General features: G+C 33.0%; 17 protein-coding genes. 8 read left to right on the top strand and 9 right to left on the bottom strand.

The window, feature by feature from the left end; genetic code table 11:
• Window positions 1–70 precede the first annotated feature (70 nt).
• Window positions 71–1,012, bottom strand: coding sequence for an HU domain-containing protein (locus tag ABD715_RS09085; RefSeq protein WP_344787859.1), 942 nt, complete (start codon window positions 1,010–1,012; stop codon window positions 71–73).
• Between the two features lie 104 nt (window positions 1,013–1,116).
• On the opposite strand from ABD715_RS09085, the gene dprA reads away from it, so the two are divergent.
• Window positions 1,117–2,220, top strand: a complete 1,104-nt coding sequence (gene dprA, locus ABD715_RS09080) for a DNA-processing protein DprA (protein WP_344787858.1) — start codon at window positions 1,117–1,119, stop codon at window positions 2,218–2,220.
• Here dprA and trpS read toward each other — a convergent pair.
• Window positions 2,217–3,185, bottom strand: coding sequence for a tryptophan--tRNA ligase (gene trpS / locus ABD715_RS09075; RefSeq protein WP_344787857.1), 969 nt, complete (start codon window positions 3,183–3,185; stop codon window positions 2,217–2,219). The two genes, dprA and trpS, sit on opposite strands and share 4 nt — an antisense overlap.
• A 114-nt stretch (window positions 3,186–3,299) precedes the next feature.
• On the opposite strand from trpS, the gene ABD715_RS09070 reads away from it, so the two are divergent.
• A complete protein-coding gene (locus ABD715_RS09070; RefSeq protein ID WP_344787855.1) occupies window positions 3,300–4,037 on the top strand; it encodes a lysophospholipid acyltransferase family protein in 738 nt (245 codons plus the stop codon).
• A gap of 83 nt (window positions 4,038–4,120) precedes the next feature.
• On the opposite strand, the gene ABD715_RS09065 is transcribed toward ABD715_RS09070, so the two are convergent.
• From ABD715_RS09065 to recA, 4 genes are all read right to left on the bottom strand, one after another.
• On the bottom strand, window positions 4,121–5,683 hold the full coding sequence (locus ABD715_RS09065; RefSeq protein ID WP_344787853.1) for a hypothetical protein: 1,563 nt from the start codon (window positions 5,681–5,683) through the stop codon (window positions 4,121–4,123).
• A complete protein-coding gene (locus ABD715_RS09060; RefSeq protein ID WP_344787851.1) occupies window positions 5,683–6,228 on the bottom strand; it encodes an RNA polymerase sigma factor in 546 nt (181 codons plus the stop codon). Before ABD715_RS09060 ends, ABD715_RS09065 begins: the two co-directional genes overlap by 1 nt.
• Window positions 6,229–6,260: 32 nt before the next feature.
• Window positions 6,261–6,680, bottom strand: a complete 420-nt coding sequence (locus ABD715_RS09055) for a hypothetical protein (protein WP_344787850.1) — start codon at window positions 6,678–6,680, stop codon at window positions 6,261–6,263.
• Between the two features lie 118 nt (window positions 6,681–6,798).
• Complete coding sequence (gene recA / locus ABD715_RS09050; RefSeq protein WP_344787849.1) at window positions 6,799–7,806, bottom strand: recombinase RecA; 1,008 nt, start codon at window positions 7,804–7,806, stop codon at window positions 6,799–6,801.
• Between the two features lie 332 nt (window positions 7,807–8,138).
• On the opposite strand from recA, the gene trhO reads away from it, so the two are divergent.
• From trhO to ABD715_RS09020, 6 genes are all read left to right on the top strand, one after another.
• Window positions 8,139–9,212, top strand: coding sequence for an oxygen-dependent tRNA uridine(34) hydroxylase TrhO (gene trhO, locus ABD715_RS09045; RefSeq protein WP_344787848.1), 1,074 nt, complete (start codon window positions 8,139–8,141; stop codon window positions 9,210–9,212).
• A gap of 201 nt (window positions 9,213–9,413) precedes the next feature.
• Window positions 9,414–10,805: a PSP1 domain-containing protein gene (locus ABD715_RS09040; RefSeq protein WP_344787847.1), complete on the top strand. Its 1,392-nt coding sequence runs from the start codon at window positions 9,414–9,416 to the stop codon at window positions 10,803–10,805.
• Window positions 10,789–11,283, top strand: coding sequence for a gliding motility lipoprotein GldH (locus ABD715_RS09035; RefSeq protein WP_344787846.1), 495 nt, complete (start codon window positions 10,789–10,791; stop codon window positions 11,281–11,283). Before ABD715_RS09040 ends, ABD715_RS09035 begins: the two co-directional genes overlap by 17 nt.
• Before the next feature lie 64 nt (window positions 11,284–11,347).
• A complete protein-coding gene (locus ABD715_RS09030; RefSeq protein ID WP_344787845.1) occupies window positions 11,348–13,699 on the top strand; it encodes a penicillin-binding protein 1A in 2,352 nt (783 codons plus the stop codon).
• Between the two features lie 122 nt (window positions 13,700–13,821).
• Window positions 13,822–14,523 (top strand): CoA transferase subunit A, encoded by a 702-nt coding sequence (locus ABD715_RS09025; RefSeq protein WP_344787843.1) that lies wholly within the window; start codon window positions 13,822–13,824, stop codon window positions 14,521–14,523.
• A gap of 49 nt (window positions 14,524–14,572) precedes the next feature.
• Window positions 14,573–15,226 (top strand): 3-oxoacid CoA-transferase subunit B, encoded by a 654-nt coding sequence (locus ABD715_RS09020; protein WP_344787842.1) that lies wholly within the window; start codon window positions 14,573–14,575, stop codon window positions 15,224–15,226.
• Between the two features lie 288 nt (window positions 15,227–15,514).
• Here ABD715_RS09020 and ABD715_RS09015 read toward each other — a convergent pair whose 3' ends face one another.
• The 3 genes from ABD715_RS09015 to ABD715_RS09005 are packed head-to-tail and all read right to left on the bottom strand — an operon-like array spanning window position 15,515 to window position 19,056.
• Window positions 15,515–17,194: an ABC transporter ATP-binding protein gene (locus ABD715_RS09015; protein WP_344787841.1), complete on the bottom strand. Its 1,680-nt coding sequence runs from the start codon at window positions 17,192–17,194 to the stop codon at window positions 15,515–15,517.
• On the bottom strand, window positions 17,195–17,908 hold the full coding sequence (locus tag ABD715_RS09010; RefSeq protein WP_344787839.1) for a 3'-5' exonuclease: 714 nt from the start codon (window positions 17,906–17,908) through the stop codon (window positions 17,195–17,197). It lies immediately after the preceding gene.
• Window positions 17,905–19,056 (bottom strand): serine hydrolase domain-containing protein, encoded by a 1,152-nt coding sequence (locus tag ABD715_RS09005; RefSeq protein ID WP_344787838.1) that lies wholly within the window; start codon window positions 19,054–19,056, stop codon window positions 17,905–17,907. Before ABD715_RS09005 ends, ABD715_RS09010 begins: the two co-directional genes overlap by 4 nt.
• Window positions 19,057–19,099 lie beyond the last annotated feature (43 nt).

Here is a 19,099-nt window from a genome sequence, read left to right as displayed (position 1 = left end):
TTTTTTTATTGATGGCGCAAAGATATGATGATTTTACGATTTAAAATGTAAAAAAAACGGGAATTAATTCTTAATTGTTTAAATTCTTTACCAACAACCAAGCATCTTTATTGTGAGATTTTTTAATGTCTCGTAATGCTTTAAGAGCTTCAAGTCTATCGTTGTGGCTAGAGTAGGCTACTTGGTGTAAACCATATTTGTTAGCGCCAATTTTTCTAGCCTTAAAACCTTCGGCTTTTAATTGAGATATTTTTTTATCACAATTTTCTTCAACTCTAAAAGCTCCTGCAACAATGTGGTAGTTTCCTGTTTGTTTGGTAACGTTAAAGGTAATTGCTGGCAACGGGTTTTCTATAACAAAAGTAGCTTCTTGAATTTTTGTTTCAAGTTGTTGTGTGGCTTCTTCTTGTGCTAATTGATTATGTGTTTCAACTTGATTTACATAATAATTTGATGCTGCAAAACCGCCAATTGTTAATGCTAATAATGCTACAGCTGCATATTTAAAATATGGTCTAGATTTACGTTTTTCTGGCGTTACAGTAAGTGGTATTACTTTTTCTATTTGTTCTACTTCTTCCTTGTATATTTCGCGAGTTACTTCTGGAGATACAAATTGAGATAGCCCAAAAGCATCTGTTAAGTAATTTAAATGGTACGAAGGCTCAAACAACATGTTACCTTCTTCATTTAGTTTTAATGCGCCTATATTATCAAAAGAAATAGTTTCGCCTTGCGTTAAAATAGATTTTAAACTTTTAACACGGTTTATAACTTGGTTGGCAGCCTCCTCGAAAGGTATTTTCTCTACATCGGCAATATAATGAGCTAATAAACCATCGTTTTGACGAATTTGCTCGTTAAACGAAATTGTTTTTTTAGGAGGATAGAATGCATGCGTAGCTTCGTTTATAGTCGCTGACGTTTTTTGTGTTAAAAAAGCTCCAAATTCAGGAACGGTAACACATTCATATCTGTATAATAAATCGCTTATGTAGGTTTCTAATTGCATAAATACAAAGTTATAAAATAATACTTTTTTATAAAATTTAGGCTCAAGTATTTATTAACAGTTTAAAAATTCTTTTCTTGTAGATTCAAAACCAAAACGATAGCATGACAGAAAATGAGTTAATTTACGCTCTAGCACTACAAAACACACCCAAAATTGGCGATACTATTGCTAAAAAACTGATTGCTCATTGCGGAAGCCCGGAAGCTGTGTTAAACGAAAAACGCGAAAATTTACTAAAAATAGATGGTATTGGTTCTGTAATTTTAAGTGGTTTAAAAAGAGACGATCAATTAAAAAGAGCAGAAAAAGAATTTGAGTTTATAAAGAAGAATGCTATTAAGGTGTCCTATTTTGAAGATGCTAATTATCCAGATAAATTAAAACATTGTATTGATGGGCCTATTGTTTTGTTTGAAACAGGCTCTATTAACTTAAAGCAAAGCCATGTAGTAAGTATTGTAGGTGCAAGAAAAATAACCACACAGGGTATTGCTTTTTGTGAAGCTTTGGTAGAAACTTTGGCGCCTTATAACCCTGTAATTGTTTCTGGTTTTGCTTATGGCACAGATATAACAGCGCATAAAGCTGCATTAAAACATAAGTTACAAACTGTGGCGTGTTTAGCGCATGGTTTTAATAGAATTTACCCCGAAGTGCATAAAAAATATGTAAGCAAAGTAGATGAGAATGGAGGTTTCTTTTCTGAGTTTTGGAGTTCTGCTGGCTTTGATAGAAAACACTTTTTAAGACGAAATAGAATTATTGCAGGTGTAAGCGAAGCTACTATTGTTATAGAATCGGCTGAGAAAGGAGGTAGTTTAGTAACTGCAGATATAGCGCACTCTTACAATCGCGATGTCTTTGCTGTTCCAGGAAGAACTACAGATACACAAAGTATGGGCTGTAATAATTTAATAAAATTCCAAAAAGCACATATGCTTACTAGTCCGTTAGATGTGCCTTATATTTTAGGTTGGGAAATAGAAAGCACAAGCAAGCCTGTTGTACAAAAACAGTTGTTTGTAGAGTTAACCGATACCGAAAAAGTAATTTATAATTACCTTAAAGGAAATGATAAACAAATTTTAGATACCATTGCCATACATTGTAGTATGCCAATTTTTAAGGTTGCAAGTATATTATTGTCAATGGAGCTTAAAGGTGTAGTTAGGCCTCTTCCTGGTAAGCTGTTTGAGGTAATTTAATACCCAACCTTTTCTCTTACACGTTTTAAAACATCGTTAGCAACCTGTTTTGCTTTTTCTGCACCAAGGTTTAAAGCTTTATCTAATTCGTCAAGGTTATTCATGTAATAATTATAGCGTTCGCGTTGTGTTGCAAATTTTTCTATAATTAATTCAAATAAGGCTTGTTTGGCATGTCCGTAACCATAATTTCCATTTTCGTAATTGGCTTTCATGGTTTTTATTTGCGTATCATTTGCTAACAAGCTATAAATAGCAAAACAGTTACAAGTACTCCAATCTTTAGGTTCTTCAAGCGGGGTGCTATCTGTTTGAATACCCATAATTTGCTTTCTAAGCTTTTTATCTGTTAAAAATAAATTAATGGTATTGTTTCTGCTTTTGCTCATTTTATTACCATCAGTTCCAGGAATAAGCATAATGTTTTCTTGAATTTTTCCTTCAGGTAAAACAAAAGTTTCTCCCATTTTAGCATGAAATCGAGAAGCTACATCTCGTGTCATTTCTATGTGCTGTAGTTGGTCTTTTCCAACAGGAATAATATTGGCGTCGTATAATAAAATATCGGCAGCCATAAGCATTGGGTAGGTAAATAAACCAGAATTTACATCTTCTAACCTGTCTGCTTTATCTTTAAAACCATGCGCTAAGGTTAAGCGTTGATATGGAAAAAAACAGCTTAAATACCAAGATAATTCAGTTACTTGAGGAATATCACTTTGTCTATAAAACACGGTTTTGTCTATGTCTAAACCAAAAGCTAACCAAGTTGCTGCAACAGAATAGGTGTTGTGGCGTAACAAATCGGCGTCTTTAATTTGAGTTAAAGTATGCAGGTTTGCTATAAATAAATACGAATCGTTTTTAGGGTCTTCTGCCATTTTTATAGCTGGAAGTATTGCTCCTAAAATGTTTCCTAAATGAGGTGTTCCTGTGCTTTGTATGCCTGTAAGTATTCTTGCCATATACATGTTCCACGAAAGTGGAAATCTCGTTAAAATTAAACTAAAGTTTTTTACTTCGAGCAAAGGTAATTGTTTTAACAAAATAGCTCAATACAATTATGTATTTTTACGGTTATGATTGTATTTAAATACCTTTTTTGGTTGTTATATCGTATATGGTTTTACATTGTTATGGGTTTACCTATAATTATTATGTTTCCTATTCTTTTTGTTTCGATATTAAAAGAGTCTTGGTATCCTTATTTTTTTAGGTTAGCTCGGTTTTGGTCTAAAATTATCTTAATAGGCATGGGCTTTAGATATCGTTTCGAAAGAGAAGAAATTCCTGTAAAAGGAAAGAGTTATATGTTTATAGCCAACCATACCTCTATGACAGATATTATGTTAATGTTGGTAGCGGTTAAAAATCCGTTTGTATTTGTTGGTAAAGCAGAGTTAGCAAAAATTCCGCTTTTTGGTTTTTTCTACAAACGCACTTGTATTTTGGTAGACAGAAGTTCTCCTAAAAGTAGGCAAGCAGTGTTTTTAAGAGCGCAAAAAAGATTAAAATCGGGGCTTAGTATTTGCATTTTTCCTGAAGGTGGTGTGCCAGAAGAACATATTGAGTTAGATGCTTTTAAAGATGGCGCTTTTAGGCTTGCTATAAACCACCAAATACCAATTGTGCCACTAACTTTTGCCGATAATAAAACACGTTTTTCGTATACTTTTTTTAGCGGAAGCCCTGGGCGTATGCGAGCTAAAATGCATAAATTTATAGAAACAAAAGGTTTAACTGTAACCGATACAAAAAGTTTAAATGCAGAGTCTAGAAATGTTATTTTAAATCAGTTAAAGGTTTACAAAAAATAAAAACTGCTCTGGGGAAGAGCAGTTTTTTCGATATTGCTTTTCGGCAAATTCAAAAAGCAATATCTAGATTATAACCAAAAAACCTAAAACTTAAAACCAACTCCAGTATAAATACCTATAAAATAAGGCTTAAAATTACCAGATGTATTTTCGAAAGTGTTAATTTGATATTTAAACATAGGCTCAAAATTTAAATTAAACTTTTCAGTCATTTTATAATTAAATCCTAAACCAAAATTAGCACTATAGCTTACTTTATTAACGTTAATAGCTTCGCCTATTAAAGTTCGAGAGTTGTTTGTTTCAGAAAACAACTCGTTGTTATTTAAAAAGAAAGAGCTAAAACCTCCAATAACATTTAATCCTAATTTTTTATCTAAAACAATATATTGAAACTCTATAGGAATTTCTATAAAACCTAAAGATTGATTAATATTGGCGCTAGATCCAGAAGCAATAGTTTCTGGTGCTTCATTTAAGCTTACTTCGCTAACTAAAGAAACCGATGTTGCTATGTTGCTCTTTGTAGCATCGTTATTTATAGTTTCCTCTCCGCTAATTCCCTTTATAGAAGAAAAAGAGTTAATGGTTGTAGCATTTGCTTTATCAAAAACAGCAACATTATTTGTGTTATAGCCAAGGTTTACTCGGTTAATACCAGACCGTACAATTAGTTTTTTATTAATGGCATAACTGGCATTAATACCATAGCTCATATTAACCTCTCCAGATTTGCCATTATTGTTAAACTGGCTAGCAATAGATGATCCTTCTCCTAAAGTATTAAAATATACAGGCGCTGCATTTGGAGTTACGCTCCATCTGTTAAATTTACTTTCGTCTTTTTTGTTTGCTCTTTCTTTATTTTCTGCAATAGCCTCTTCAATAGTATTTGTTTTTTCTTTTTCTAAGCTGTTTTGGTCTAAAGAGCTCTCTTTTGTTTTTACATTTTGAGTGTCATTAGTTTTTGCTAGTGTTGCGCTAGGCGTTGTAATTGTATTATTTATAGTGCTAAATTTATTATATGAAGTTTTTGAAGGCAAAGTAGCCTTAAGGTCTTTTTTTTGTAAATTATTGTTTGCAATACCATTGCTATTCTCTTTTTTAGATTGGTTTATTTTAGCTGAAACTTTATAGGGATGAGCAATTAACCGGTTCGTTTTTTGTGATTTTGAATTAATTTTAACAGAAGCATTAGCAACAGTTTGTGTTGTTTTAGAGTTGCCATTTATAGCTTTTTTACTAGTACTTTTAGCTGATGAAGGAGTGTTGTTTAATTTAGACGTGTTTAAATTGCTACTAACAACAGCGGTTGTTTTATTTTCTGTATTATTTATTGTTGGTTTTGTTATGTTTTTAGGTGTTTTAGTTTTTAAAACAGGCTGAGGTTTTTTAGTGGAGTTTACAATGGTATTTGTTGGCTCACTGGAGTTAGAGTTGTAATTAAAAAAAGAATTGGAAACAGTTAATAAAAGCAGTAAAAGCGCAGCTACGCTAGCGTAACGCCACCATATAGGTATAACGCGACGTTTTTTCTTTTCGTTTAATTTTGCTTCAATATTAGCCCAAACAGCATCGTTTGGTGTTTTTTCAAAGTCTTTAAACTTTTCTTGAAACAAGCGGTCTATGTGTTTCTTGTCACTCATTATAATGATTGGGCGCTTTGGGCCACTTTATAATTTTCTATAGTTTGCTTTAAAATCTGTCTAGCTCTTGCTAAATTAGATTTTGAAGTGCCTATATTTATGTTTAACATTTCTGCTATATCTTTGTGCGAATAGTCGTCAAGTACGTACAGGTTAAAAACAAGACGGTATCTATCTGGCAATTCTTGTATTATGTTTAAAAGGTAGTCTATCGATAAGCTGTCTTCTTCAATATCAACCTCTACAATATCTTCAATAGTATTTTCATTTATAATATCAAAAACCTTTTCTTTTCTATAGCGTTGTAAAACGGTATTTACCGTAACTCGCTTTAGCCAACCTTCAAAAGAACCTTTGTTTTTATATTGTCCTATTTTGTTAAATATAGTTAAAAAGGCATCTTGCAAATTATCTTCTGCTTCTGCGTAATTACGCGAATACTTTAGGCACGTAGAGAATAGTTTGCTCGAAAAGAGTTTGTACAATTCGCCTTGGGCCTTGGTATTATTGTTTTTACAGTTTTCTATGAGTTGATTTAAACTCAAATTATACAGATATTAATTAGCACTTAATTAGTTTAGTTGTTTGGCTCTACTACTGGTACTTCTATAATTAAATATTGGTCTTCGTCTTGGTCGTTTTTGCCTTGCCAAAATTTAAAGATATAAGAACCGTTACTATTTACAATAAAATTAAAAGTGGTTTCTACCAACTCGTTTTCTAATGTTTCGCAATCGTTTCCATCAAAAACATAATCTATAATGGCTACGGTGCGCTCGTTAGTGCTTTTTACATAGTATAATTCGCTAAATTGGTGGCAAGAAGTCGGTTTTAGGTAGCTTATTGTAATGGGGTATGCTTCTCCTAATTCAAATTCATCAGGAATGTCAACACTTTCAACAGGTAAAATTTCTAAATCATAATTAGGGTAGTTATCATCGGTACTACATGCGCTAAATAAAACAAGTATAAAACTTAAAATAAATAATCTTTTCATAAAAACAACTTTGTTTGAGATTAAAGCTTTGTATTTTAAGATGCGTATTTGCTTGAAAGGTTGCGTATAAAAACAAAAAATCCCGATCGAATCGGGATTTTTTTGTTTTTATATTTATTTATTCTTCATTGCCTTTTAATGCAATTTTAATTTTTCCTTCGAGTTCTTCAAGTAATTCCGGATTATCTTTTATAATGGCCTTAACAGCATCTCTACCTTGTCCAAGTTTGGTGTCTTCGTAACTAAACCAAGATCCAGCTTTTTTAACAACTTCATGCTCTACAGCTACATCTAAAACTTCGCCTACTTTAGACACGCCTTCACCATACATAATGTCGAATTCTGCCATTTTAAATGGCGGAGCTACTTTGTTTTTAACAACTTTAACTCTGGTTTTGTTACCTAAAACATTACCATTGCTATCTTTAATTTGAGTGGAACGTCTAATATCCAAACGTACAGAAGCGTAAAATTTTAAGGCATTACCACCAGTTGTTGTTTCTGGGTTGCCAAACATAACACCAATTTTTTCACGTAATTGGTTAATAAATATTACGGTACAATTGGTTTTACTTATAGACCCTGTAAGTTTTCTTAAGGCTTGAGACATTAAACGCGCATGAAGCCCCATTTTAGAATCTCCCATTTCGCCTTCAATCTCGCTTTTTGGTGTTAAGGCAGCGACAGAGTCGACTACAACAATATCGATAGCGCCAGAACGAATTAAATTATCAGCAATTTCTAGTGCTTGCTCTCCATTATCTGGTTGCGAGATAATTAAGTTGTCAATATCTACACCTAATTTTTCTGCATAAAAACGATCAAAAGCATGCTCTGCATCAATAAATGCGGCAATACCTCCAGCTTTTTGTGCTTCGGCAATAGCGTGTAAAGTTAATGTTGTTTTACCAGAAGATTCCGGACCATATATTTCAATAACACGGCCTCGTGGATAACCACCAACGCCTAATGCAATGTCTAGACCTAACGAACCAGAAGAAATAGCCTCTACATCTTGTATTGCGGCATCACTCATTTTCATTACAGTCCCCTTACCGTAGGCTTTGTCTAATTTGTCTAATGTAAGTTTTAGTGCTTTTAATTTAGCTTCTTTTTCGCTGCTCATTTAATTTTTTTTTCTGAAGTTTTGTATGCTAAAATACTATAACTTTTGTGATGATACAATAATACTTTTCAACATAAATAGCTTCAGCAAAAAAAAGAATTTAAATATTTTAACGCAACCTTTTTGTTTACTGCGCATCTTTAAAATAGTGAGTGGGAATTTTTTGCTATGAAAACGGTTAATTTTACTAAATTAACTACTAACTCAAACTATTTATTAAGCACTTAAGCCTTGGTTTAAGTGCTTTCTTGCTTTTGCTTCAATTTTGTTTTTATAAAAATTAGTACTTTTGCATCTTAAAATATTCTTTAACCTTAAAAAATAAGTATAGCATGCAACTGTACAATAAGTTAAGCGCAAAAGAAAGAGCAGAGTTAATCGAAGAAGCAGGTAAAGATCGATTAACACTTTCTTTTTATCAATATGCCAAAATAGAAAACCCTCAAGAATTTAGAGATCACTTATTTCTTACCTGGGATGCCTTAGATGTTTTAGGGCGTACCTACGTAGCTACAGAGGGCATTAATGGTCAATTATCGCTTCCAGCCGATAATTTTAATGCTTTTAAAACGCATTTAGATACTATCAGTTTTTTAAAAGGAATACGATTAAATGTTGCTGTAGAGCAGGATAATATGTCGTTTTTAAAATTGAAAGTAAAAGTGCGTAAAAAAATTGTGGCAGATGGATTAAATGATGACACGTTCGATGTTACAAACAAAGGTGTACATGTTGGTGCAGATAAGTTTAATGAGCTTATAGAAGACGAAAAAACTGTTTTGGTAGACATGAGAAACCATTACGAAAGTGAAATAGGTCACTTTAAAAATGCCATAACACCAGATGTAGATACTTTTAGAGAATCTTTAGATATTATAGAAGAAGATTTAAAAGCTCATAAAGAAGATAAGAATCTAGTAATGTATTGTACAGGAGGTATTCGTTGCGAAAAAGCAAGTGCATACTTTAAACATAAAGGGTTTAAAAATGTATACCAGTTAGAAGGTGGTATTATTGAATATACTAGGCAAATTAAAGAGCAAGAACTTGAGAACAAGTTTATAGGAAAGAATTTTGTTTTTGATGAGCGTAGAGCAGAAAAAATTAGCGACGACGTTATTGCATGTTGCCACCAATGTGGAGCGCCAGCAGATGTGCATACCAATTGTGCAAACGATGCTTGCCATTTACTTTTTATACAGTGCGACGCTTGTAAAGAAGAAATGAATAATTGCTGTTCTAATAACTGTAAAGAAATACATGCCTTACCTTTTGAAGAACAAAAAGAGCTTAGAAAAGGGCAGGGAAATAGCAACGATATTTTTAAAAAAGGGAGAGCAGATCACTTGCCTTATAAAAAGGATTTGAGAAATATTTTCGAAACCATGAAGCCAAAAGATACTTAAAAGCTAAATTAATTAGGCTTCAAAAAATTCTTTGTTTTTTAGTCTTTATAATAATCTTATCTTTACGTCGATAAATTATTTTGAAACTCGATTTCAAAACCTACTTTTATTGGCGTTTTTGCTATTGCAAAAATCTAAATTAATTATGAACCTTCTTTCGATAAAACCTTAGTTTTAATCGAAATCAATATATAAAAACATATGGCTTGCCAAAGTTGCTCAACTAAAGACGGCTCACCAAAAGGCTGCAAAAATAATGGTACTTGTGGTACAGATAGTTGCAATAAATTAACGGTATTCGATTGGTTATCTAACATGTCGTTGCCTAATGGCGAAAAACCTTTTAACTGGGTAGAAGTGCGTTTTAAAAACGGAAGAAAGCTATATTATCATAACGCAGAAAATTTAACCTTAAGTATAGGAGATATTGTAGCTACCCAAGCTCAAGCTGGGCACGATATAGGCATGGTTACCCTTACAGGAGAATTGGTGCGTGTGCAAATGAAACGTAAAAATATTTCTCAAAAAGAAGAAGATATTTTAAAAGTTTATAGAAAAGCAAGTCAAAAGGATATAGATATTTGGCAAACAGCACGAGATAAAGAAGAACCGATGAAGGTGCGTGCACGTCAATTTGCAATAGATTTAAAATTGCAAATGAAAATTTCTGATATCGAATTTCAAGGAGACGCCAGTAAAGCTACCTTTTATTATACCGCAGAAGAGCGTGTAGATTTTCGTGAATTAATTAAAGTGTTTGCTCGCGAGTTTAGAACGCGAATAGAAATGAAACAAGTTGGTTTTCGTCAAGAAGCTTCAAGACTAGGAGGTATTGGCTCTTGTGGTCGCGAACTATGTTGTTCTACGTGGTTAACAGATTTTAGATCGGTAAGCACATCGGCAGCACGTTACCAACAATTATCATTAAACCCACAAAAATTAGCGGGTCAATGTGGAAAATTAAAATGTTGTTTAAACTACGAGTTAGACACTTATTTAGATGCGCTAAAAAGTTTTCCAAAAACAGATGTTAAGTTAAGAACTGAAAAAGGAACAGCGGTTTGCCAAAAAACAGACATTTTTAAAGGGCATATGTGGTATGCTTACGAAGGCGAATGGATGAATTGGCATAAAATAACAACGGTACAAGCCAACGAAATTATTAGTTTAAATAAAAAAAACGAAAAAGTTGCAAGCCTTGAAGAATACGCTTCAGATCTACTAGAAGAGACCAAGGTAGAGTTCGAAAATGTTGTTGGCCAAGATAGTTTAACACGTTTCGATAGTCCAAAACCTAATAATAAACGTAGAAATAATAGACGTAAGGGTAATCAAAAGGGAGGACAGAAAGCAAAAGGAAATCCAAATCAAAAAAACAAGCCTAATCAAAAGAGAACTCCAAATCAAAAAGGAACTCCAAGTCAAAAAGGTGGACAAAAAGCAAATGGAAATCCAAATCAAAAACCTGGGCAAGCTAACAAAAATGCTCCAGCTAAAAAGAATCCTAATCAAAACAACCTTAATAACAGGAAGAAAAATAATAACCGAAGAAAGCCAAAACCTCAAAACAATAAAAATGCCACTAAAGAATAGCATATTATTTTTTTTAATTTTTACTGTAGTGCTATCGTCTTGCGACTCTAATCAAGTTTTCGATATTTATAAGTCGGTTCCTAATAAATGGCATAAAGACAACGTTATAAGTTTTAACGTTGTCCCTCCAGACTCTATAAAACCTTACAATTTGTTTGTTAACATTAGAAACACAAATAATTACAAGTACAGTAATTTGTTTTTAATTGTAGAAATGGAATTTCCGCATGGTAAAACCATAAAAGATACTTTAGAGTATAAAATGGCAGACCCAACGGGTAAACTATTAGGTTCGGGTTTAACCGATATTAAAGAAAATAAACTTTGGTATAAAGAACAGGTAATTTTTAAAGAATCTGGTAATTACAAAGTTAATATACAACATGCTATGCGAGAAAACGGGAAAGTAAATGGTGTAGTAGAGCTTGAAGGTATTACAGATATAGGATTTAGAATAGAAAACATTAATAATAATTAAAATGTCAAATCGATTTAATAACGCTTTCGCGATAAAATAATCGAGACGTATTAACCCAAAGTACATGGCAAAAACAAAAAAAGAAGCACCAGTAGTTAACACCTTTTCAAAATACGTTCGTTGGTTTTGGATATTATTTTTAGGAGGTCTTTTTAGTGTAATACTAATATTTTTAATGGCAGGTTGGGGTTGGCTTGGCGAAATGCCAGACCATACGCAGCTAGAAAATCCTGAAACAAATTTAGCAACAGAAATTATTTCTGCAGATGGTGTTACGTTGGGTAAATTTTACTTTAACGATAATAGAACACCTGTAGATTATAGTAAGTTACCAAAGCATTTGGTTAACGCTTTAATTGCTACTGAAGACGCACGTTTTCATGATCACGCTGGTATAGATGCTAGAGGAACTTTAAGGGCTATTGCTTTTATGGGTAAAAATGGAGGAGCAAGTACTATTTCGCAGCAATTAGCAAAGCAATTATTTCATAAAAGAGAAAAGGCTAACATAATTAAGAAGCTGTCTCAAAAACTTAGAGAATGGATTATCGCTACGCGTTTAGAGCGTCAATACACCAAAGAAGAAATTATAGCCCAATATTTTAATATTTACGATTTTTTAAATAATGCCGATGGTATTCGTAGTGCTGCTCGTATTTACTTTGGAAAAGAACCTAGCGATTTAGATATTAAAGAATCGGCAATGTTGGTTGGTATGTTTAAAAACTCTTCTTTATATAACCCTAGAAGACGTCCCGAGTTAGTTAAAAAGAGAAGAAATGTTGTTCTAGCTCAGATGGAAAAGTATGAGTACATAACTACTCAGCTTAAAGATTCGCTTCAAAAAACAGAACTAGATTTACGCTATACACCAGAATCGCATCGCGAAGGTATGGCAACTTATTTTAGAGAATACTTACGTTCGTTTATGAAAGATTGGATTAAAAAGAATCCTAAACCAGATGGTACAAAATATAATATTAATAGCGACGGTCTTAAGGTATACACCACTATAGATTCTCGTATGCAAAAATACGCAGAAGATGCAGTACAACAGCATATGCCTAGGTTACAGGCCGAATTTTTTGTGCAAAATACACCAAAACGTAATCCTACTGCTCCTTTTTTAGATTTAACTAAAGGTGCTATAGATACTTTAATGCAACGTTCTATAAAGCAATCAGAGCGTTGGAGACACATGAAATACGATTTAAAAATTGATGACGAAACCATAAAGAAATCGTTTTATAAGCCAATTGAAATGTCGGTTTTTGCATGGAAAGATGGTAAACCTTCAGAGATAGATACTATAATGAAACCTATAGACTCTATGCGTTACTACAAGTCGTTTTTGCGTACAGGTATGATGTCTATGAATCCGCAAACAGGTCATGTTAAAGCATGGGTTGGTGGTGTTAATTATCGTCATTTTCAGTACGATATGGTAAAACAAGGAAAGCGTCAAGTGGGATCTACTTTTAAGCCACTAGTATATTCTGCAGCTATAGATCAATTGCATTTATCGCCTTGCGACGAGCTACCAGACACACCATTTTGTATAGAAGCTAATAAGTTTGGAAACCCGAAAGCATGGTGTCCTAGTAACTCAAATGGAGATACAGATTATGGTGGTTCTAGAACTTTAAAAAATGCATTGGCAAATTCGGTTAACACCATTACCGCAAGGTTAATGGATAAAGTGGGGCCAGAACCTGTTGTAGAGTTGGCTAGAAAATTAGGAATTGAATCAGATATTCCTCCGGTACCATCTATAGCATTAGGTACGCCAGATTTAAGTGTTTACGAAATGGTTGGTGCGTATTCTACATTTGCTAATAAAGGTGTCTATACTAAACCTGTAATGGTTACTACTATTGAAGATAAAAACGGAACTATTTTATATCAATTTTCTCCAGAAACGCGAGATGTTTTAAGTGAGGAAACTGCTTATGTAACAGTTAAATTAATGGAAGGTGTTACCACAGAAGGATCTGGAGCTAGGCTTAGGCGAACTTGGATGCCCTCTTCTGGTATTTATAAAGAAATTATTACCGGTTACCCTTACGGGTTTACAAATGCTATTGCGGGTAAAACAGGAACCACGCAAAACCAAAGTGATGGTTGGTTTATGGGTATGGTGCCAAATCTTGTAACAGGTGTTTGGGTTGGTGCAGAAGATAGAGCAGCGCACTTTAAAAGTATTACTTATGGTCAAGGAGCATCTATGGCGCTACCAATTTGGGGTGTTTATATGAAAAGTTGTTACCAAGATAAACATTTAAATATTTCTAAAGCCGATTTTCAACAACCTGTAGACTTATCTATTAATGTAGATTGTACAAAGGTTAATAAGGAAGAAGAAGATAAAGAAGATAAACAAAACGAATCTCCTGATGATTTAGAAGGATTTATTTAATAATTCGTTTTAACATATTCTAATATTTAAGCCATTCTGAAAAGAATGGTTTTTTTATTGTTAATATTTTCGACTTTTTATTAAGTTATTCGTAATTTTATGGTAGAATAAACGAAAATACTATGATTAATAAAAAGGTGTCTGGTGTAAAAGAAGCTTTAAAAGGAGTTTTAGATAATATGACATTAATGCTTGGTGGTTTTGGGCTAAGTGGCATTCCAGAAAATGCCATAGCAGAGCTAGTTAAATTAAAAGTGTCTGGTTTAACATGTATTTCTAATAATGCAGGTGTAGACGATTTTGGTTTGGGTTTACTGCTGCAGCAACGTCAAATAAAAAAAATGATATCTTCTTATGTTGGCGAAAACGATGAGTTTGAGCGTCAAATGCTTTCTGGCGAGTTAGATGTCGAGTTAATTCCGCAAGGTACATTAGCCGAGCGCTGTCGTGCTGCACAAGCTGGTTTTCCAGCTATTTTTACGCCTGCTGGTTATGGTACAGAGGTTGCCGAGGGAAAAGAGACAAGAGAGTTTGATGGTAAAATGTATGTTTTAGAACATGCTTTTAAAGCAGATTTTGCTTTTGTAAAAGCATGGAAAGGTGACGAAGCTGGTAATTTAATTTTTAAAGGTACAGCACGAAACTTTAATCCAAACATGTGTGGTGCAGCAAAAATTACTGTTGCCGAGGTTGAAGAGTTAGTGCCTTTGGGAGAGTTAGATCCTAACCAAATTCATATTCCAGGCATATTTGTACAACGTATTTTTAAAGGTGAAACTTACGAAAAACGTATAGAACAACGAACGGTAAGAACTAAAAATTAATAATTTCTCTTTCTTGCTTTCGCAGGAATAACAAATAAGAAAAGTATTTATGTTAGACAAAATAGGTATAGCAAAACGTATAGCAAAAGAGGTTAAAGATGGTTACTATGTTAATCTAGGTATAGGAATTCCAACTTTAGTAGCAAATTATGTTCGTAACGATATAGAAGTCGAGTTTCAAAGTGAAAATGGAGTTTTAGGCATGGGGCCTTTTCCTTTTGAAGGAGAAGAGGATGCCGATATTATTAATGCAGGAAAACAAACCATAACAACACTACCAGGAGCTAGTTTTTTCGACTCTGCTTTAAGTTTTTCTATGATTCGTGGGCAACATGTAGACCTTACTATTTTAGGCGCTATGGAGGTAGCAGAAAACGGAGATATTGCCAATTGGAAAATTCCTGGTCGTATGGTAAAAGGTATGGGTGGTGCTATGGATTTAGTTGCGAGTGCAGAAAATATTATTGTAGCTATGATGCATACTAATAAACGTGGCGAATCTAAACTTTTAAAAAAATGTTCTCTGCCTTTAACTGGCGTTGGTTGTGTTAAAAAGATTGTAACTAACCTTGCTGTTTTAGAAGTTACACCGCAAGGCTTTAAACTTTTAGAGCGTGCTCCAAATGTATTGGTAGACGATATTAAAAAAGCAACAGAAGGAACGTTAATTGTTGAAGGTGATATTCCAGAAATGACACTTTAAGTAGGTTAAAACCTTCAAAAAATACATAAATGTTAAAATAACCTGCATTTTATCGATTAATTTTGTTTTTAAGCTGATTTTATTAAAAAGAGTTATATATTTACAATGCCCAAAGAAACCAATTAATAATATAGATTTTCCCAAATCTACCATAAATCTTAACCTACGACTATGGAACCAAATCTACCTGAACAAGCCTCTTTTGAAGTGAGTAAATTTCGCGAAACAATTCGTAATAATGCAAACTTTGTAAAAAGTCTAGTTTATCTAACCAAAAAAATATTCATGCTATAACCCTTTGGGTATAGCATGAATTAATTTTTTAGTGTATTCTTTTTTAGGAGTGTTGTAAATAATATCGGCATCATCTAATTCTTCAATTTTACCTGCATTCATCACCAATAATTGATCAGACATATATTTTACTACCGCCAAATCGTGCGATATAAAAATGTATGTAAAACCAAAGGCTTCCTTTAATTCGTTAAGCAAGTTTAATACTTGTGCTTGTACAGAAATGTCTAGTGCAGAGACCGATTCGTCGCAAACTATAAGTTTAGGTTTTAAAGCTATAGTTCTAGCAATACCAATGCGTTGTCTTTGTCCGCCAGAAAACTCATGCGGATAGCGATTAAAATAACCTTCAGATAGTCCAACTCTATTTAAAATTTCTATTACTTTTTCTTTTCTTTCTTTATCAGAATTATAAAGATTGTGAACCATCATAGGCTCCATAATAGCTTGCCCCACAGGAATTCTTGGATTTAGTGACGAATAAGGGTCTTGAAAAATAATTTGAATGTCTTTTCTTAGTTTTCTAATATCATATTTAGAAAGTTTTGTAATGTCTTCACCTTTATATAAAATGTGTCCTGCAGTTGCTTTGTCTAATTGAAGAATGGCATTTCCTAAGGTCGATTTTCCACAGCCAGATTCGCCTACTAAACCTAATGTTTCGCCTTCGTAAAGTTTAAAACTAACATTATTTACAGCCTTAAAACATTCTGGCTTTTTAAACCACCCCGAATTAGAAATGTATGCCTTCTCTATATTTATTACTTCTAGTAATGGTGGTTTGCTATATAAAATGTCGTGTTTTGCTTTGCGTTCTTCTCTAGTAATAATGTCTTCAGAAATAGTATTGTTTAAAAAGTCTTGAATAGTTGGTAAAATTTTTAGCCTAACATTTAAAGAGGGTCTAGAATTAATAAGAGCTTTTGTGTAGTTGTGTTGAGGTGTTTTAAATATTTTAGAAACCTCGCCCTCTTCAACAATATTACCTTTGTACATAACTAAAACACGATTTGCAATTTCTGATATTAATGCCAAATCGTGAGTTATAAAAATAATACTCATTTTGGTATTGCTTTGTAACTCTTTAAGTAAGGCAATTATATCTTTTTGTACGGTTACATCTAGGGCAGTTGTGGGTTCGTCTGCAATTAATATGTCGGGTTTGCAAGCGATAGCCATAGCAATCATTACCCGTTGTTTTTGTCCGCCAGATATTTCGTGTGGGTAAGATTTAAAAACGCGATTAGGATCTGGTAATTTTACTTGACTAAAAAGCGATAAAACGTTTTTTTTAATTTCAGATTTATTAAGACTTGTGTGTTGTTTTAAAATTTCTGCAACTTGTTTTCCACAAACCATCGATGGATTTAAAGAACTCATAGGCTCTTGAAAAATCATGGCTATTTTTTTACCTCGAATTTGTCTAAATAATTTTGGTGAGAGCTGTGTTAAATCTTGGTTATTGTAAGTGATGCTACCAGAATTTATTTTTGATATTTTTGAAGGTAAAAGCCCAAGTATAGCTAATGATGACACAGATTTACCAGAACCCGATTCTCCTACAATACCAAGTATTTCATTTTTATTTAAATAATAAGAAATATTATGAATTACCTTATTTTTTCCAAAAGAAATAGAAAGGTTTTTTATATTTAATATTGGATGTTCTTTCATTTAAATATGAATAATTTCTTCGTTGTCTAATAACTCATCACCACGTAGTCTTAAAAATATTTGAGCTACAGCAATAGTGTCTTTTTCACAGTATACAATAATTCTTTCTACCTCATTTTCTTCGTAATAAACTCGGGCAACTTCGCTGCCATCTATATCGTCTTTTGGAGACGGAATACCTAAAACATTGGTTAGTAGTTTAAGCGAAGTGTAGTTTTTATAATCTCCAAATTTCCATAGCTCTAAAGTATCTAGGTGCGGAACTTCCCATGGTTTTTTACCAAATAAATTAAGTTTGTATGGTATTTCTATGCCTTTAATAATCATGCGCCTAGCAATGTATGGAAAATCAAATTCTTTACCGTTGTGAGCGCAGAGTAAATGTTTGGCTTCATTAAAATGAGAATTTAAAAGTGCTTTAAAATCGTTTAATATTTTAATTTCGTCTCCGTAAAAAGAGGTTACTCTAAAATGCCTTTCGTTTCTAGAAAAACTAAAATAACCAACCGAAATACAAACAATTTTTCCAAATTCTGCCCAAATACCAGCACGATCGTAAAAAGTTTCAGGTGTGTACTCGTCTTTTCTTTGATATTGCGTTTTCGATGCCCATAACTCTTGTTTTACTTCATCTAAATCAGAAAAATATTGAGTTTCAGGTACCGTTTCAATATCTAAAAATAATATGTTTTCAAGATTTATTTTCGATATCATTTATTTAACATTTTATAAGCCTCTTCAATATACGTATTAATATCGGTTGTAAATTGGCCAACTTTATTGTTGTTTCCTTTAGAATGTCCTAGTCTAACTATAATTACATTGTCTGTTGGTTCTACAATAACATATTGACCTAAATGGCCTCGCATCATAAAAAAGTTTTTTGTGCCAATGGTTTTTAACCACCAACCATAGCCATACATTTGGCCATCGGTATATACAGGTTTTAACGATTTGGCTATAAAAGTAGAGTCTAAAATTTGTTTACCATTCCATTTTCCGTGGTCTTTGTAAAGTTTGCCAAAGCGCGCAAAATCTTTAGCATTACTCGCTATACAGCAGTAAGCTTTTACTAAATCATGGGTTTCACTATCAACTTGCCAAAGCGTTGGGTTTTCAGATTGTAAAGGCTTCCAGAAGCTTTCGGTTAAATAATCGTATAATTTTTTACCGGTAGCTTTCTCAATAACCATAGCAAGCATTTGTGTATCTCCGCTTGAGTATTTAAAGCTTTTACCGGGTTCTTTTTCCATGGTTAAGCCTAGCATTACTTTTTCTAAATCATCATCAAAATAAGCACGTGTAACTATAGATAACGGTGAGTAATATTTTTCATCCCAAGTTGTGCCAGACGCCATGCTAGATAGGTGGCCAACTGTCATTTTTGCAGCTAGGCCTTTGCTAAACTCTGGTATAAAATCGCTTACGGGCTGGTCTAAGCTTTTTATGTACCCTTCTTGAATGGCTTTACCCATTAAACCAGATACATAGCTTTTTGCCATAGAAAACGAGTTAGACTGAGAATTAGCGTTAAAACCATCGTAATAATTCTCGAACCAAATACTATCATTTTTAATTATAACGTAGGCAATGGTTCCGTTGGTTTTATTAATTTTTTTAAGATTTTCGGTTTCTTCAGCCAAATTGTAGTCTTTATGATTTGGCCAAGGTTGTGGTGTTCCATTTTCCACAATTCCATTTTCAAAGTTTTTATAGTCTTCTAAAAATGCTGTAGTGTGTCCTTTTAAATAAATGGTTCGTACTGCTTTAATAAGATAGTCTGTATCTGTAATATAGAGAAGTGCAATTGTTATTGCGAAGAGGATAATTAAAAATTTAAATAGTTTTTTAAGAAATTTCATTATAAATAGTTTATAACTACTAAATATAGCAAATTCTTATTGA

The sequence above is a fragment of the Postechiella marina genome, from assembly GCF_039538365.1.
In the GTDB taxonomy this organism is placed as follows: domain Bacteria; phylum Bacteroidota; class Bacteroidia; order Flavobacteriales; family Flavobacteriaceae; genus Postechiella; species Postechiella marina.
Note: the sequence above shows the minus strand (reverse complement) of the source record. Positions and strands in the feature narration are given on the sequence as shown.

Excerpts from the sequence above, each read along its gene's own strand:
- ABD715_RS09085 (WP_344787859.1), bottom strand. The coding sequence starts at position 1,012 with ATGCAATTAGAAACCTACATAAGCGATTTATTATACAGATATGAATGT.
- dprA (WP_344787858.1), top strand. The coding sequence starts at position 1,117 with ATGACAGAAAATGAGTTAATTTACGCTCTAGCACTACAAAACACACCC.
- trpS (WP_344787857.1), bottom strand. The coding sequence starts at position 3,185 with ATGGCAAGAATACTTACAGGCATACAAAGCACAGGAACACCTCATTTA.
- ABD715_RS09070 (WP_344787855.1), top strand. The coding sequence starts at position 3,300 with ATGATTGTATTTAAATACCTTTTTTGGTTGTTATATCGTATATGGTTT.
- ABD715_RS09065 (WP_344787853.1), bottom strand. The coding sequence starts at position 5,683 with ATGAGTGACAAGAAACACATAGACCGCTTGTTTCAAGAAAAGTTTAAA.
- ABD715_RS09055 (WP_344787850.1), bottom strand. The coding sequence starts at position 6,680 with ATGAAAAGATTATTTATTTTAAGTTTTATACTTGTTTTATTTAGCGCA.
- recA (WP_344787849.1), bottom strand. The coding sequence starts at position 7,806 with ATGAGCAGCGAAAAAGAAGCTAAATTAAAAGCACTAAAACTTACATTA.
- trhO (WP_344787848.1), top strand. The coding sequence starts at position 8,139 with ATGCAACTGTACAATAAGTTAAGCGCAAAAGAAAGAGCAGAGTTAATC.
- ABD715_RS09040 (WP_344787847.1), top strand. The coding sequence starts at position 9,414 with ATGGCTTGCCAAAGTTGCTCAACTAAAGACGGCTCACCAAAAGGCTGC.
- ABD715_RS09035 (WP_344787846.1), top strand. The coding sequence starts at position 10,789 with ATGCCACTAAAGAATAGCATATTATTTTTTTTAATTTTTACTGTAGTG.
- ABD715_RS09030 (WP_344787845.1), top strand. The coding sequence starts at position 11,348 with ATGGCAAAAACAAAAAAAGAAGCACCAGTAGTTAACACCTTTTCAAAA.
- ABD715_RS09025 (WP_344787843.1), top strand. The coding sequence starts at position 13,822 with ATGATTAATAAAAAGGTGTCTGGTGTAAAAGAAGCTTTAAAAGGAGTT.
- ABD715_RS09020 (WP_344787842.1), top strand. The coding sequence starts at position 14,573 with ATGTTAGACAAAATAGGTATAGCAAAACGTATAGCAAAAGAGGTTAAA.
- ABD715_RS09015 (WP_344787841.1), bottom strand. The coding sequence starts at position 17,194 with ATGAAAGAACATCCAATATTAAATATAAAAAACCTTTCTATTTCTTTT.
- ABD715_RS09010 (WP_344787839.1), bottom strand. The coding sequence starts at position 17,908 with ATGATATCGAAAATAAATCTTGAAAACATATTATTTTTAGATATTGAA.
- ABD715_RS09005 (WP_344787838.1), bottom strand. The coding sequence starts at position 19,056 with ATGAAATTTCTTAAAAAACTATTTAAATTTTTAATTATCCTCTTCGCA.